General features: G+C 67.2%; 10 protein-coding genes. 4 read left to right on the forward strand and 6 right to left on the reverse strand.

The annotated features are described in order from the left end of the window. The first annotated feature begins 320 nt into the window (after window positions 1-320). Window positions 321-2,918: a cell cycle histidine kinase CckA gene (gene cckA, locus FHS82_RS09995; protein ID WP_166951850.1), complete on the forward strand. Its 2,598-nt coding sequence runs from the start codon at window positions 321-323 to the stop codon at window positions 2,916-2,918. Window positions 2,919-3,035: 117 nt separating this feature from the next. On the opposite strand, the gene FHS82_RS10000 is transcribed toward cckA, so the two are convergent. From FHS82_RS10000 to FHS82_RS10025, 6 genes are all read right to left on the reverse strand, one after another. After that, a complete protein-coding gene (locus FHS82_RS10000; protein ID WP_166951852.1) occupies window positions 3,036-4,130 on the reverse strand; it encodes an ATP-dependent DNA helicase in 1,095 nt (364 codons plus the stop codon). Between the two features lie 123 nt (window positions 4,131-4,253). Continuing rightward, complete coding sequence (locus FHS82_RS10005; protein ID WP_166951854.1) at window positions 4,254-5,714, reverse strand: GntP family permease; 1,461 nt, start codon at window positions 5,712-5,714, stop codon at window positions 4,254-4,256. A gap of 119 nt (window positions 5,715-5,833) precedes the next feature. Next, a complete protein-coding gene (locus FHS82_RS10010) occupies window positions 5,834-6,913 on the reverse strand; it encodes a patatin-like phospholipase family protein (RefSeq protein ID WP_166951857.1) in 1,080 nt (359 codons plus the stop codon). Further along, entirely contained in the window at window positions 6,910-7,923 is a 1,014-nt protein-coding gene (locus tag FHS82_RS10015) for an AI-2E family transporter (protein ID WP_166951860.1), read from the reverse strand. The genes FHS82_RS10010 and FHS82_RS10015 overlap by 4 nt, the downstream gene beginning before the upstream one ends. An 11-nt stretch (window positions 7,924-7,934) precedes the next feature. Then, a complete protein-coding gene (locus FHS82_RS10020) occupies window positions 7,935-11,018 on the reverse strand; it encodes an efflux RND transporter permease subunit (RefSeq protein WP_166951863.1) in 3,084 nt (1,027 codons plus the stop codon). Next, a complete protein-coding gene (locus FHS82_RS10025) occupies window positions 11,015-12,082 on the reverse strand; it encodes an efflux RND transporter periplasmic adaptor subunit (protein WP_166952550.1) in 1,068 nt (355 codons plus the stop codon). Before FHS82_RS10025 ends, FHS82_RS10020 begins: the two co-directional genes overlap by 4 nt. Window positions 12,083-12,674: 592 nt before the next feature. Between FHS82_RS10025 and FHS82_RS10030 the strand changes: the two genes are divergently transcribed. The 3 genes from FHS82_RS10030 (at window position 12,675) to FHS82_RS10040 (ending at window position 15,471) form a co-directional block, all read left to right on the forward strand. Continuing rightward, entirely contained in the window at window positions 12,675-13,394 is a 720-nt protein-coding gene (locus tag FHS82_RS10030; RefSeq protein WP_166951866.1) for a CBS domain-containing protein, read from the forward strand. 74 nt (window positions 13,395-13,468) lie between these two features. Then, window positions 13,469-14,356, forward strand: coding sequence for a prolipoprotein diacylglyceryl transferase (gene lgt, locus FHS82_RS10035; RefSeq protein ID WP_246225271.1), 888 nt, complete (start codon window positions 13,469-13,471; stop codon window positions 14,354-14,356). Continuing rightward, window positions 14,353-15,471, forward strand: coding sequence for a class I SAM-dependent methyltransferase (locus FHS82_RS10040; RefSeq protein ID WP_166951869.1), 1,119 nt, complete (start codon window positions 14,353-14,355; stop codon window positions 15,469-15,471). The genes lgt and FHS82_RS10040 overlap by 4 nt, the downstream gene beginning before the upstream one ends. The last annotated feature ends 53 nt before the right edge of the window (window positions 15,472-15,524 follow it).

Here is a 15,524-nt window from a genome sequence, read left to right on the forward strand (position 1 = left end):
CCACCGGATCTCCGGCAATAAATACGTCAAGCTGAACCATAACGGATTCGGCACCCTCGGTTAAATCGCATTTAACGCTTGAGATGCAAATCCTTCATTATCCACTTGCTATTTATCATGGAGCTGCGGGATTCGGGCAACAGGAAGCTCACAGCCTGGAACAACGGCCGCAAGCGTGCCGGAAGGGCCATTTGAAGCGCGCGTTCGTGCCTGATACGAGCATTGTGTTGTATGGTGGCAGCGGATTTTTAACGGCGGCCCGGCACACAGGTGGCGGGAGCCGGGTATTCGGAAACATGCGGCAAGGGAATATCCGCAGCATGAGTGAAGCGCGCGTGGACAACTCGATCGACCGTTCCGAAGGGCGGGCGTGGCACGCGGGCGTCTTCGTCCTGCTGGGCGCGGCGCTCGTCGGCGCCGCGGGCTGGGTGTTCTACAGCGGACAGGGCCTGAGCGAGCCTGCGGTCCTCGTCATCCTCGCCGCCTTCGCCGTGCTGGGCGTGGCGCTCGCCTTCGCGCTGGCGCTCGGCATCCTGCAGCCGGCCGGCCGCGCGCGCAACGACCTCACGAAGACGTTGGCCGATTCCGCCTCCGAGGCGCTGCTCGTGGTCGAGGGCGATGGCCATGTCGTCTATGCCAACGAGGCCTATCTCGCCCTCGCGGACCGCCTGAAGGGCGACGACCTGCCCGGCCCCCACACGATCGAGCGCCTGTTCAACGGCGCCGCCGACATCGCGGAGGCGATCTACCGCCTGGCGCAGGCGGCGCGCGAGGGGCGCGCGACGTGCGAGGAAATCCGACTGGTGCAGAAGCCTGCGCGCCCCACCGTGCAGCAACACCGGGCCGCGCAGCCGGACGCGCTGTGGTTCAAGGTCGGCGTGCGCTCCCTGCCGCGGGCGGGCGGGCGCCGGGCCACGCTGTGGAGCGTCGCCGACATCACGCGCGACCGCGAGCGGCAGGAGTCCGTGTTCCGCGAACTCCAGCACGCCATCGACTATCTCGACCACGCGCCCGCGGGCTTCCTCTCGCTGACGGCGCAGGGCGACATCGTCTACATGAACGCGACGCTCGCCCGCTGGCTCGACCACGATCTCGCCAAGGTCGGCTCCGGCGGGCTGACGCTGTCCGAGGTGGTGCCGCCCAACGCGGCCGCACTCATCGGCTCCGTCGCGGGCGCCGCCGGCGAGGAGCGCACGGAGACGCTGGATGTCGACCTGCGCAAGCGGAACGGCCAGAGCCTGCCGGTGCGCCTCTTCCATCGCATCGCCTTCGATGCGGAAGGGCGGCCGACGCCCTCGCGCACGCTGGTGCTCAACAGGTCTCCCGGTGAGGACGTCGCCGAGGGCCAGCGGGCGGCGGAGGTGCGCTTCGCCCGCTTCTTCAACAACACACCGGTCGCCATCGCCACCGTCGACCGGCAGGGCCTGATCCTGCGCTCCAATGCCCCCTTCGCCCGCCTGTTCGGCGGCGGCAAGGCCGCGGCCTCGCTGACGGACGGCGGCCCGCGCCGCACCATCCTCGGCGTCGTCGCCCCGCGCGACCGTGAAGGCCTGGCGCGCGCCGTGCATCAGGCCGCCGAGGGGCTCGGCGACATCCCCCATCTCGATGTCGTCATCGCCGGGCAGGCATCCGCGCAGGCCCAGGCGAGCGGCCAGACGGAGCGCTCGGCGCGCTTTTACTTCAGCGGCATCGATGACGGCGAACTCGACGGCGAGGCGGCCATCGTCTACGCGCTCGACACCACGGAGCAGCGGGCGCTGGAGGCACAGTTCGCGCAGGCGCAGAAGATGCAGGCCGTCGGCCAGCTCGCCGGCGGTGTGGCGCACGATTTCAACAACGTACTGCAGGCCATCATCGGCTATTCGGACCTGCTGCTGTCCAATCACCGGCCGACAGACCCGTCCTTCCAGGACATCATGCAGATCAAGCAGAACGCCAACCGCGCCGCCGCCCTCGTACGGCAGCTGCTGGCGTTCTCGCGCCGCCAGACACTGCGGCCGAAGGTGATCCAGCTCGGCGACGAACTCGCGGAACTGTCCATGCTGCTGCGCCGGCTGCTGGGCGAGCGGGTGGAACTCGACCTGCGCCACGGCAACGGCCTGTGGGAGGTGAAGGCGGACGCCAACCAGTTCCAGCAGGTCGTCATCAACCTGGCCGTCAACGCCCGCGACGCCATGGCGGACGGTGGCAAGCTCACCATCGCCACCGCCAACGTCGGCGCGGAGGATGTCGCCAGCTATGGCCACAGCGAGGCCTCGCTGCCGCGCGCCGACTATGCGCTGATCGAGGTTTCGGACACGGGCACCGGCATCCCGCCCGAGGTGCTCGACAAGATCTTCGAGCCCTTCTTCACCACCAAGGAAGTCGGCAAGGGCACCGGGCTCGGCCTGTCGATGGTCTATGGCATCGTGCAGCAGAGCGGCGGCTTCATCTTCTGCGACAGCGTGGTGGGCGAAGGCACCACCTTCCGCATCTTCCTGCCCCGCCACGTCGCCACCGAAACGCCGCTGCCAGCCGCGAAGGAGAAGCAGTCCGAGTCGGTGGACGTCACCGGGCGCGGCACAGTGCTGCTGGTGGAGGACGAGGAAGCCGTGCGCAAGTTCGCCTCACGCGCCCTCGCCACCCGCGGCTACACCGTGCTGGAGGCGACATCCGGCACGGACGCGCTCGCCATCGTCGACAAGCTGGACGCGCCCGTCGACCTCGTGGTGTCGGATGTGATGATGCCTGAAATGGACGGCCCGACGCTGCTCGTGCAATTGCGCCGCCGCTTCCCCGGCCTCAAGGTGATCTTCGTCTCCGGCTATGCCGAGGACGCCTTCGAGAAGAACCTGCCGGAAGGCGAGAACTTCACCTTCCTGCCCAAACCCTTCGGGCTGAAGGAGCTGGGCGAGGCGGTGAAGAAGGCGCTGGGGTGAGGGCTGGACGCAAGCTGCCTATAGCGTTTTCAAGCAAACCGGTATCCAGTTTGCTTGAAAACGCTTTAAATCTGTGTTGGTGAACCCGGTTCGGCACCACCCTGTCTTCAATTCCCGTCACGCCACCACCGTCAGCCGCTCCGCCGCGCGGGTGATGCCGGTGTAGAGCCAGCGAGCGCGGTGTTCGCGGAAGGCGCGCGATTCATCGAACAACACCACCTCGTCCCATTGCGAGCCCTGCGCCTTGTGCACGGTGAGCGCGTAGCCGTAGGTGAACTCGTCCGTGTCGCGGCGGGCGGAGAAGGGAATGTCCTCCTCGGCGCCGGTGAAGAATTCGGTGAGAACGGAAACGTCGGTGCCACGCCGGGCGCTCTCGTCCTCGGGCGTGACCTCCATCTTGATGAGGCCCTTCGCCTCGCCGTGCAGCGCCTTGATCGACCACGTGCTGCCGTTGAAGAGGCCCTTCGTCTTGTTGTTGCGCAGGCAGACGAGCTTCTCCCCCGCGGCCGGCAACGCATCGCGATAGCCGAGCAGCGCGCGGATGCGGCCGTTGTAGAGGCGGCGCGTGCGGTTCATGCCCACGAGCACCTGATCGGCGCGCATCACCTGATCGGCGTCGATCTCCCGCCGCGTGATGACGCGCGTGCCCTCCTCCATGATGCGCGGCAGCTCGCCGCCCTCGCGCACCGCCATGGAGAGGCGGATGATGGGGTTGTCGCGCGCCTGCCGGTGCACCTCGGTGAGCATCGCGTCCGGCTCGGCCTCGGTGAAGAAGCCGCCGCCGCGCACCGGCGGGAGCTGCGCCGGGTCGCCCAGCACCAGCACAGGCACCTGGAACGACAGCAGGTCGCGCCCCAGTTCCTCGTCCACCATCGAGCATTCGTCGATGATGATCAGCGCCGCCTTGCCGGCGTCGGACTGGCGGTTGAGGACGAAGGACGGCGCGTCCTCGTCCTCGCTGGTGCGCGAGCGGTAGATGAGGCTGTGGATCGTGGCCGCGCCCTCGCAGCCCTTGCTGCGCAGCACGGAGGCCGCCTTGCCCGTATAGGCGCCGAAGACGACATCGCCGTCGACCCCCTCCGCGATGTGGCGCGCCAGCGTCGTCTTGCCGGTGCCGGCGAAGCCGAACAGGCGGAAAACCTGCGGGTTGCCGGTTCTCAGCCAGCGCGCCACCGCGTTCAACGCCTCATCCTGCTGCCCGGACCAGTTCATGCCTCTCTCGCCCGCCGTTAACGATCATGGTTTGTTCTAGCGAATTATGCAGGCAATTCAAGCCCCTCGACACATAAAAAAGGCCGCGCGTGGCGCGGCCCCTGTATCACGCTCCGAAAGGGCTCAGAACGAGCCGACCAGCGAACCGACGATGACGACGGCGACCAGCGCGATGATCGGCCCGACCATGGCCGCCATGACGATGTCGAAGTAGCTCTCCCGCGGCGTCGTGCCGACAACAGCCAGCAGCGTCACCACCGCACCGCTGTGCGGCAGGCTGTCGAGCGTGCCGGCGCCGATCACGGCCACGCGGTGCATGAGACCGGGATCGAGACCGATCTCTGCCGCAAGCGCCATGTAGGTCGGGCCGAGCGCGTCCAGCGCGATGGTCAGGCCGCCGGACGACGAGCCGGTGAGCGCGGCGAGGATGTTGGTGGAGATGGCGAGCGACACCAGCGGGCCGCCCTCGATGCTCAGCACCCAGTCCGTCACGGCCTTAAACGCCGGCAGCGCAGCCACCACCGCGCCGAAGCCGACGAGGCTCGCCACGTTGATGATCGGCAGCACGGAGGCATTGGCACCCGCGTCCAGCGTGGCGCGAATGCTCGGCAAGCGGGCGAAGTTGATCGCCACCAGCACGAGGATGGCCAAGAACAGGGCCACGATGACTGACCACACGCCGGCCACTGCCGACAGTGTCGTGTTGCCGAAGGCATCCGTCGCCAGATATGAGACGTCGATGTTAGGCAGGACGACGAACGACATCAGCAGGTTGACGACGACGACCACCACAAGGGGCAACGCCGCGATATGGAATGGCGGCAACTTGCTCACCCTCCCGCCCTTGCCGATCTCCTCCGGGTCGAACTCCCGCGCGGTTGTGGCACGCTCGCGGATCACGTCATCCGCGGCCGCGGCTACGGCGACCTCCTCGCACACGCCTGCAAAGGCGTAACCCTCGCCGGCGAGCCGCGCCTTCGACTCCCTCAGCTTCAGCCACCACAGGCCGAAGCCGAGCATGATGGCCGAGGCCAGAATGCCGATGCCGGGTGCGGCGAAGGCGTTAGTGCCGAAGAATGGCATGGGGATGGCGTTCTGGATCGCCGGCGTGCCGGGCATTGCTGTCATGGTGAAGCTCGCCGCGCCGAGCATGATGGCCGCCGGCATCAGGCGGTGGGGAATGTTCGCCGCCTTGAACAGCGCGTGGCCCATGGGCGCGAGCACGAAGAAGGCGACGAACAGGCTGACGCCGCCGTAGGTGACGAAGGCGCCCGCCAGCACGATGGCGAGGATGGCGCGGCTCGTGCCCAGTTTCTCCGTCATGTAGTTGGCGATCGCCTCGACCGAGCCGCTCGCCTCCATCAGCTTGCCGAACACCGCGCCGAGCAGGAAGATCGGAAAGAATTGCGCCACGAAGCCGGCGGCGCTCCCCATGAATGTCTGCGTCCAGTGGGCGAGCAGCGGCTGGCCCGCCAGCAGCGCCGCGATCATCGCGCAAAGAGGCGCGAGAAGAAGGATGCTCCAGCCCCGATAGGCGAGCCAGATCAGCAGGCCGAGGGCAATCAGGATACCGAGAATGCTCATTGTCTGCTCCTATCGCGCATTCAGAATGAGCGGAAATTGCTTTCCGCCCCGAAGGCGCGTCGTATTGTAGACTGGCGCGAATTGAGCGATTCGGCGAAGCGCGGGAGCGCCCCCGATGCTCAGACCTGTTCGAGGAGGTTGTCGAGCAGCCCGTCGAGGTCGTAGGTGGACCGCACCCCGATATCCTGCCGGTGATCGCGCAGGAAAACGTCCGCCTGCACGTTGCCCTCCTCGCGCAGCAGCGTCAGGAACTCCCATTCCGCGTTGAGCTTCGAGGAGGCACCGAGCTTGACCATTAGCGGCGTGACGATGCGGTGGATACGCATGTCGGCCCAGGCCTCGACCCAGGTCACGTGTTCGAGCTCGCCCTCGTCGCGGAGCAGCCGCTGGAACATGGCGATGCCGCGCAGTTCCTTCTTCAGGCTCGCGTTGAAGGCGATTTCGTTGAGGCGGTTGAGGATGTCGCGCGCGCTCTTCGGCACGCCCGGGCGCTCGATGGGGTTGATCTGCACGAGGATGGTGTCGCGGGCGTCGCTCTCGCGCACGATCGGCGTCAGCAGCGGATTGCCGGAGAAGCCGCCGTCCCAGTAGGCGTCGCCGTCGATTTCCACCGCCTGATGCACCAGCGGCAGGCAGGCGGAGGCCAGCAGGACGTCGGACGAGAGTTCGTGATTGCGGAAAACCCGCGGCAGGCCCGTGCGCACGTTCGTGGTGTTGATGAAGAGCTTGATCGGCGACTGGCGCAGCCGCTCGAAGTCGATGCTCTCCTCCAGAATGTCCCGCAGCGGGTTGACGTTGGTGGGGTTGAGATCGTAGGGCGAGAACAGCCGGCTGGCGAGGTCGTAGAAGACATAGCCCGGCGAGTTGTCGAGCGTCCAGTTGCCCAGCAGTATGTCGATGGGCGCGCGCTGCAGCGGGCTGAAACGGGCAGCCTCGCTCACCTTGCGCCAGAACTGTTCGAGCGCCGCCTTCGCACCCTCCCGGCCGTTGAGCGTGTAGCCGTAGGCGAGGACGGCGGCGTTCATGGCGCCCGCCGACGTTCCGGTGACGCTTTCGATCTTCAACGTTTCATCGTCGAGAAAGCGCTCCGCCACACCCCACGTGAAGGCGCCGTGCGAACCGCCCCCCTGAAAGGCGAGGTCGATGAGGAGAGGATCGTCGTGCGTGCCCCGGTGGGCCCCGGATACAGCGGAGTTCATACTTCATCCTTCCCTGAAAGAAGATCCGCGACCCAGCGGCTTGTCTGGTACTGGTCGCAGAGGCTGACGATGGCGATCAGCACCGGCACGCCGATGAAGGCGCCGGGGATGCCCCAAAGAAAACTGAAGAAAAACACGGCGAACAGCACCATGAATGGCGACACTGCCAGTGCGTTGCCCGCGACGCGGGGTTCAAGATAGCTGCCGATCAGAAACTGGATGACGTTCATGCCCGCGAACACGGCTACCGCCATCTCCCAGCTTTCGAACTGCACGACGGCGAACAGCGTCGGCAGCACGGTGGCGATGAGCGGCCCGATGAACGGGATGTAGTTCAGCGAAAAGCCGATCACGCCCCACGCTACAGCCAGTTCCAGCCCCGCCACGGTGGCGAACGCCCACAGCACCACACCGGTCATGACGCTCATCAGCGTGCGTACCGCCATGTAGCGGCGGAATTTTTCGGCGATCTCCGTGCAGACATTGCGCAGCCGCACGCCCCAGTCCCCCGCGAGCGTGAGCTTGCGCGCGACCACGTCCACCTCCAGCAGGCCGAGCAGCACGAAGATGAAGGTGACGACCGAAAAGCCCGCGAGGCTGTTGGCCCAGGCGACGAAGCTCTGGAACAGGCGCACGAGCCAGTTGACGTCGAAGCGGTCCGAGAACATCCCGGCCAGCGCGATGCCGTGGCTTTCCAGCCATTCGGCCTTCTGCAGGTAGAGTTCCTGAAAGCGCGCGGCGTTGCCGATCATCCACTGGCCGGCGCGCGAGAAGCCCCACACCGCCATCGTCAGCAACGCGCCGATGACCACGATGGTGAGCACCAGCGTCACCGCCAGCGCCAGCAGTTGCGGAACGCGCTCCTGCAGGCTCTTCTGCAGCGGCCACACAACGGCGATGATGAATACCGCGAAGAAGATCGGCGCGAAGATGGAGCTTGCCACCGCCAGCCCCGTCAGCGAGAGGATGACGGCGCACACGCCGATCAGAAAGCCCGTGCCCCGTCCCATGACCGTTTCCCCTATGTCGCGGCGCCGGCGCTGTCGGGCGCGGCCGGTTTGTCCTCAAGCAGCGTCTGCGGCCCGAACCACGTCACGTAGAGCGCGGGAAGGAACACCAGCGTCAGCAGCGAGGCGACGAGCAGGCCGCCCATGATGGCGAACGCCATCGGCCCCCAGAAGACGGTCGGCGCGATCGGGATCATGCCGAGCACCGTGGAAACGGCGGTGAGCAGGATCGGGCGGAAGCGCAGCCCGCTCGCCTCGATCACCGCCTCCTGCACCGTCCTGCCGGCCTTGCGCTCAGCCTCGATCTGGCCGATCAGGATGACCGCGTTCTTGATGATCATGCCGAGCAGCGCGAGGATGCCGAGGATCGCCACGAAGCCGAGCGGCCGGCCCGACAGCAGCAGCGCCGCCACGATGCCGATGAGCCCGAGCGGCGCGACGCTCAGCACGATGAACAGGCGCTGGAAGCTCTGGAGCTGGAACATCAGCACCGTCAGCATGATGAGCAGCATCAGCGGCACCACGGCAACGACCGACGCCTGCGAGGCCGCGCTTTCCTCAACCGTGCCGCCGACCTCGATGCGGTAGCCCGGCGGCAGCGTCGCCGACAGTTCCGCGATCTTGCCGGAGAGCGCGTTGACCGCCGTCTCCGGCAACCCGCCCTGCACCACGTCGGCCTGCACCGTGAGCGTCGGCACGCGGTCGCGCCGCCACACCATGGGGAAGTGCTGGTCGTATTCGAAGGTCGCGAACTGGCTGAGGGGCACCGTGCGGCCGCCCGGCACGGCGACCTGCAGGGAGCGCAGCGTCTCGGGCGTCACGCGCTCCTCGTCGACCGCACGCATGACGACGTTGACGAGATAGATGTCGTCGCGCACCTGCGACACCGCCGCGCCGGAGATGACGGTGTTGAGGATGCCCGCCACCTGCTGCGAGGACAACCCGAGCAGCCGCGCCTGATCCTGATCGATGTGCAGGCGGATTTCGCGCGCCGGTTCGATCCAGTCGAAGTTGACCTTCTCGACTCCCGGATAGCTGGAGACGATGCCGGAAAGCTTCAGCGCGATCTGGCGCACTTCAGCGATGTCGGGGCCGACCACGCGATATTGCACCGGCCAGCCGACGGGCGGCCCCAGTTCCAGCGGCGAGATGCGGGCGACGACCTGCGGGAAGTGCTCCTCGAAGATGGCGTTCAGCTTGTCGCGCAGGCGCTCGCGCGCCGGCACGTCCTTCGCCACCACCACGGCCTCGGCGATGAAGCTGTTGGGCAACTGCACATCGAGCGGCAGATAGAAGCGGATCGCGCCCTGTCCGATGTAGGTGCTCCAGCGCTCGATATCCTCGTCGTCCTTGATGAGCGCCTCGAACTCCTTGACCAGCGTTTCCGTGCCCGCGATCGAGGCCGATTGCGGCAGACGCATGGTGACCAGCAGCTCCGGCCGGTCGGACGAGGGGAAGAACTGGCTCGGAATGAGCGGCAGCGCCAGGATGGAGAGGGCGAAAGCCCCGATCGTCACCGCGATCGTCACGTAGCGCGCCTTCAGCGCCAGCGCGAGAAACGTCTTGTAGCCGCTCTCGATGCGGCTGGGCTTCGCCGGCTCGCTGCTCTGCTTCGGCGCCTTGATCAGCGCGATGCCGAGCAGCGGCGTGAAGATGACCGCCACGAACCACGAAACGATGAGCGCGATGGAGACCACGGCGAACAGGGAGAACGTGTACTCGCCCGCCGAACTCGCCGCGAACCCTACCGGCACGAAGCCCGCCATGGTGACGAGCGTGCCCGCGAGCATGGCGAAGGCGTAGGTCTTGAAGGCGAAGGTCGCCGCCACTTCCTTGCTGTCGCCCTTGCCGAGCCGCGTGATCATGGCATCGGTCGTCGTCATGGCGTCGTCGACGAGCAGCGCCAGCGCGATGATGAGCGCGCCTAGCGAGATGCGCTGCATGTCGATGCCCGCAAGCTCCATCATCGAGAAGACGATGGCGAGCGTGATCGGGATGGCGAGCGCGATGACGAGGCCGGGGCGCACGCCGAGGCTCAGGAAGCAGATCGCCAGGATGATCGCCACCGCCTGCCACAGCGATTCCATGAATTCCGCGATGGCGCCATCGACGGTGACGGCCTGGTCGGCAACGAGTTCCACGTTGATGCCGATGGGCAGCTCCGCCTCGTAGTCCTGCATGACGCGCGCGATTGCCGCGCCCATGGCCAGGATGTCGCCGCCGTCGCGCATGGCGATGCCGAGGCCGATGGCCGGCTCGCCGTTCACCCGGAAGAGGGGCTGCGGCGGATCGACGAAACCGCGGTGCACGCGCGCAAAGTCGCCGAGGCGGATGATGCGGTCGCCGACCACGATATTGACGGAACGGATGTCCTGCTCGCCCTCGAAGGCACCCGACACGCGCAGCGAGATGCGCTCCTCGCCCGTCTCGATGACACCGGCGGGGTGCACCGCGTTCTGGCTCTGCAACGCCGCGACCACCGCCTGGCGGTCGATGCCGAGCCGTGCCAGATCCACCATCGAGAACTCGACGTAGATCACCTCGTCCTGCGCGCCGATCACTTCGATCTTGGAGACGTCCGGCACGTTGAGAAGGCGCGAGCGCGCCTCCTCCACGTAGTCGCGCAGCTCGCGATGCGTGAAGCCGTCGGCCTCGAAGCCGTAGATGATGCCGAAAGTGTCGCCGAATTCGTCGTTGAAGAACGGCCCACGCACGCCGGACGGCAGCGTATGCGCCATGTCGCCGATGCTCTTGCGCACGTGGTACCAGATGTCCGGCACCTCGTTCGCGGGCGTCGCGCCCTCAAGGTCGACGAAGATCGTCGTCACACCCGCGCGCGTGAAGCTGCGCAGGTTGTCGAGGCGCGGCGTCTCCTGCAGGGTGCGTTCCAGACGCTCCGTCACCTGCTGCAGCGTGTCCTCGACGGTGGCGCCCGGCCAGGCGGCGGAGACGACCATGGTCTTGATGACGAAGGTCGGATCCTCGTTGCGCCCCAGCCGCTGGAACGACAGCAGACCGGCCGCAACCGCGACGATCATGAAATAGATGACGAGCGAACGGTGCCTCAGCGCCCACTCGGAAAGGTTGAACCCCTTCATGACGGCGCACCCGACAGGCGCACCTTCATGCCGTCATGCAGCACCTGCACGCCCGCGGTGACGACGATCTCGCCCTCGTCGAGCCCGCTCGCGACCGCGACGGACGAGGGATTGAAGCGTTGCACCTCGATGTTGCGCAGGGAGACGGTGGACGTCGCCGGGTCGACGACCCAGACGGCGGGCTGCTGGTTGAATTCCGTGAGCGCGGAAGCGGGCAGCTCGATGGCGGCGCCCGCGTCGAGCCGCATCGTGCCGACCACGGTCGCACCGAGCCGGAATGCCTCCGGCGGGTTCGACAGGCCGACCTTCACGGCGAACGTGCGCGTTACCGGATCGGCCTGGGGGGCGATCTCGCGCACGCGCCCTTCCGCCGCCACGCCGGGTGAATCGCTGAGCGCGACCCTGATCACCGGATCGGCCGGGGCGTTACGCAGCACCTGCGCGGGCACGTCGAACACCGCGTCGCGGCCGTTTTCGCGGGCGATGCGCACGATCATCTGCCCCGCCTGCACCACCTCGCCCGGCTCCGCGCCGCGCGCCGTGATGACGCCGTCCGCATCGGCGTGAATTTCCGTGTAATCAAGGTTGTCACGCGCAATCTTGAGTTGTGCCGTCGCGTCGTCGACCGCCGATTGCGCGGAGAGATGTGCCTGCTGCGCGGCGTCGAAATTGGCGCGGGTGGTGAAGCCACGGTCGAGCAGATGGCGCTGGCGCTCGAAGGTGTTGCGGTGCTGCGCCAGCGTCGCCGAGGCCGCGCTCAGCGCCGCCTCGGCCGAACGCAGGTTGTTCTGCGCGTTCTGGCGGTCGAGCCGTGCCAGCACCTGGCCGGCCTTCACCCTGTCGCCGACATTGACGAGCCGTGCCAGCATGCGCCCGCCGACGCGGAAGGCGACCGCAGCTTCGTCCTGCGCCTCGACATGACCGGTGAGCGTGACGGTATCGCCCGCCTCGCGGACTTCCACCGTCACCGTGCGCACCGTGCGGGCGGGCCGCTCGGCGGCTTTCTCCTGCTGCTGGCAGGCGGCGAGCAGGGGCAGCGCCAGCAGCAGCAAACAGGCACCCATGGCCTTGCGACGGAACGGACGCCCGCTGCCCCGTTCATGGACGCGCCCTGCGGCATTCTCGTGTTGAAAGCCAATCCAGCCCGACACCCGAAACCCCCGATATATCAAGTCTAAATCTATCGGGGTCGGTTATACATGGAAACCGTGACAGAACAATACAGCGGAACATTAACAATTACAGGCGCTACAGGTAGCCTGCGTTTGCCGGCCCAGCCCCCCTGATGGAACCTCATGGTTGAGGATGGTCGAGGAATTTTGGTCATCCTGCCAACCTGATTTCCCTTGGCGCCGAACGCAGTAGATGCCGGTTGCGCCAGCCAGGATGGACAACGCGGCAGGGTCCAAAATCATCGGACAGCCGACCCTGCGAGGCGCTGTCAGGGATTCTTGCTCCATCTAGTCTGGACGGGTTTCAACGTAGATGCCCTCAAAACGTGCACCCCGGCGGGTGGCTGCCGCGCGTTGCGCCACGTCAAATGGCTGTGCAGGCCGGCGTGCTAGGGGTAATATGAAATACAGGCGCAATCGCTGCGCCAGCATGCCAAGAACGAGCTTGCCAATCGAGCTTGCCAAGAATGACTGGAGAACTCCCGTGAAAGCCGCCGATATCATGACCCGCGACGTCCTCACCGTGAAGCCGGAAGACCGCATCGCCGATGTCGTGGCGTTGATGCTTGAAAAGAAGGTCAGCGGCCTTCCCGTGGTCGACGCCGAAAACCATCTCGTCGGCGTCGTCACGGAGGGTGACTTCCTGCGCCGGTCCGAACTCGACACCCGGCGCGAACGCACCCGGTGGCTCGAATTCATCCTCGGCCCGGCGAAGGCCGCCGCCGACTACGTGGAGGCGAACGCGCGCCGGGTGAAGGACGTGATGACGCCCGATCCCGTCACCGTCACCCAGTACACGCCGCTTGCCGACATCGTCTCGCTGTTCGAGAAGCACAAGATCAAGCGCGTGCCGGTGACGGCCAACGGCAAGCTCGTCGGCATCGTCAGCCGCGTCGACCTGCTGCGGGCGCTCTCGAAGCAGCTGAGTCGCACGGAACTCGCCAGCGACCAGACCATCCGTGACCAGATCACCGCGGCCATCGCGCGCGAGCCGTGGGCGCCGCCCTACATCCCCACACCGGACGTCGAGGACGGCGTGGTGACGCTGCGCGGCACGATCTTCGACGCGACGGTGCGCGAGGCGCTGAAGGTGCTGATCGAATCGGTGCCCGGCGTGCGCGAGGTGCGGGACGAGCTCGTCCTCGTCGAGCCGCTGTCCGGCGTCATTCTCGATCAGCCGGAAGGCCAGAGCGGCCGCAACTGACGGCGTTCGCGCAACACCGGGCTTGACGCGCCGCGCCCGACGGGGACAGTGGCAGCGTCAAGTCTGGAGCAAGCATGCCGATATCCGCATCCGCCCTCGCCGCGCCCGTGATGGCGCTGGCCTTTCCGGCCATAGACCCGGTGGCCGTCGCCATCGGGCCCTTCGCGATTCGCTGGTACGCGCTCGCCTATATCACCGGCCTCGTCGGCGGATGGCTTTATGCGCGCCGCCTCGTCAGCGCCGCATCGCTGTGGGGCGGCGTGCCCCGGCCCTCCGTCACCGATATCGATGACATGCTGGTCTACGTCGCGCTCGGCGTCGTGCTGGGCGGGCGGCTCGGCTACGTGCTGTTCTACAACCCCGGCCAGTATTTCGCCGATCCGCTGTCGATCTTCGCCGTCTGGCAGGGCGGCATGGCCTTCCACGGCGGCCTCGCGGGCGCGGCCGTCGCCATGGCGCTGCTGGCGCGGGCGCGGAAGATTCCCATTCTGTCGTTCTTCGACGTTGCGGCGACGGTGGCGCCGATCGGCCTCTTTTTCGGCCGCATCGCGAATTTCATCAACGGCGAGCTGTGGGGCAGGCCTGCGCCCGACCTTCCGTTCGCGGTTGTGTTTCCGAATGGCGGGCCCGTTCCGCGCCATCCGAGCCAGTTGTACGAAGCACTTGCGGAGGGCGTGCTGCTCTTCCTGCTTGTCGCCGCGGTCGTGCGGGTGGCGGGTTTCCGCCGCCCCGGGCTGGTTACGGGCGTCTTCGCCGCAGGCTACGCCATCGCGCGCAGCGCCTGCGAATTTTTTCGCGAGCCCGATCCGCAGCTCGGTTTCCTGTTCGGCACGCAGGTTTCCGCGCTGGAGGGCGGCGTGACCATGGGCATGCTGCTGAGCCTGCCGTTGCTGATCGCCGGGCTGTGGCTCGTCCGGCGCGCTCTCGACCGCGAGCCACGCGCCGGAGAGGAAACAGCATGAGCACGCCCACGCACGACACGCCGAAGCCGGAAACGCCGCTGGCGCGGGAAATGAAGGCCGTCATCGCCGCCAACGGCCCCATCACGGTGGAGCTTTACATGGCGCTCTGCCTCGGCCATCCGCGCCACGGTTACTACATGACCCGCGATCCGCTCGGCCTTGCCGGCGATTTCGTAACCGCGCCGGAAATCTCGCAGATGTTCGGCGAGCTTATCGGCCTGTGGGCGGCGGAGGCGTGGCGCCATCTGGGCGAACCATCGCGCGTGCGCCTCGTCGAACTCGGCCCCGGGCGCGGCACGCTGATGAAGGACGCGCTACGCGCCGCCCGCGCCCTGCAGGCCTTCCACGCCGCCATCGAGGTGCACCTCGTCGAGACGAGCCCCGTGCTGCGCGGGCTGCAGGCGGCGACGCTGGAGCATTCCGGCTTCGCGCCCGAATGGCACGACGCCTTCGCGCAGGTGCCGGACGGTCCCACCATCGTCATCGCCAACGAGTTCTTCGATTGCCTGCCGGTGCGCCAGTACGTGCGCGGGCGCGAGGGCTGGTTCGAGCGGCTCGTCGGCCTCGACGCGAAGGGCGAACTCGCCTTCGGCCTCGCCCCGGCCCCGGAGCCCGCGCTGAAGCGCGACGCGCCCGAGGGCGCGCTGATGGAGTTTCCCGCCAGCCAGATCATCGCCATGCGCGAGATCACGGAGCGCATCGCGCACGACGGCGGCGCGCTGCTCGTCATCGACTACGGCCATCTGCGCACCGGCTACGGCGAAACGTTGCAGGCCGTGCGCGACCACGGCTACACTGGCGTGCTCGATGCGCCGGGCGAGGCGGATGTCACCGTGCATGTCGACTTCGCGGCCCTCGCGCAGGCCGCGCGGATGGCGGGCGGCGCGGTTCACGGCCCCACGACGCAGGGCGAGTTCCTGCTGAACCTCGGCATCCGCGAGCGGGCGGCGGCACTGCGGGAGGGCGCGCCCGACAAGGCGGTGTCCATCGATACGGCGCTCGCCCGTCTCATCGATATGGAGACGCGCGGCATGGGCCAGTTGTTCAAGGTGATGGCCGTGGCCCATCCGGCCATGCCGCTGCTGCCCGGCTTCGACAGGCGGCACGATCCCTGACGCGCGATCCCGGATCCGCCCCGGTTTAGCGGTTTTGAAACGTGCCCGGCCGA

The sequence above is a fragment of the Pseudochelatococcus lubricantis genome (assembly GCF_011762225.1).
Taxonomy (GTDB): domain Bacteria; phylum Pseudomonadota; class Alphaproteobacteria; order Rhizobiales; family Beijerinckiaceae; genus Pseudochelatococcus; species Pseudochelatococcus lubricantis.

Bases quoted from the DNA above. Each gene is read 5' to 3' on its own strand.
- FHS82_RS10020 (WP_166951863.1), bottom strand. From the start codon at position 11,018: ATGAAGGGGTTCAACCTTTCCGAGTGGGCGCTGAGGCACCGTTCGCTC.
- cckA (WP_166951850.1), top strand. From the start codon at position 321: ATGAGTGAAGCGCGCGTGGACAACTCGATCGACCGTTCCGAAGGGCGG.
- FHS82_RS10040 (WP_166951869.1), top strand. From the start codon at position 14,353: ATGAGCACGCCCACGCACGACACGCCGAAGCCGGAAACGCCGCTGGCG.
- FHS82_RS10025 (WP_166952550.1), bottom strand. From the start codon at position 12,082: ATGGGTGCCTGTTTGCTGCTGCTGGCGCTGCCCCTGCTCGCCGCCTGC.
- FHS82_RS10015 (WP_166951860.1), bottom strand. From the start codon at position 7,923: ATGGGACGGGGCACGGGCTTTCTGATCGGCGTGTGCGCCGTCATCCTC.
- FHS82_RS10005 (WP_166951854.1), bottom strand. From the start codon at position 5,714: ATGAGCATTCTCGGTATCCTGATTGCCCTCGGCCTGCTGATCTGGCTC.
- lgt (WP_246225271.1), top strand. From the start codon at position 13,469: ATGCCGATATCCGCATCCGCCCTCGCCGCGCCCGTGATGGCGCTGGCC.
- FHS82_RS10010 (WP_166951857.1), bottom strand. From the start codon at position 6,913: ATGAACTCCGCTGTATCCGGGGCCCACCGGGGCACGCACGACGATCCT.
- FHS82_RS10000 (WP_166951852.1), bottom strand. From the start codon at position 4,130: ATGAACTGGTCCGGGCAGCAGGATGAGGCGTTGAACGCGGTGGCGCGC.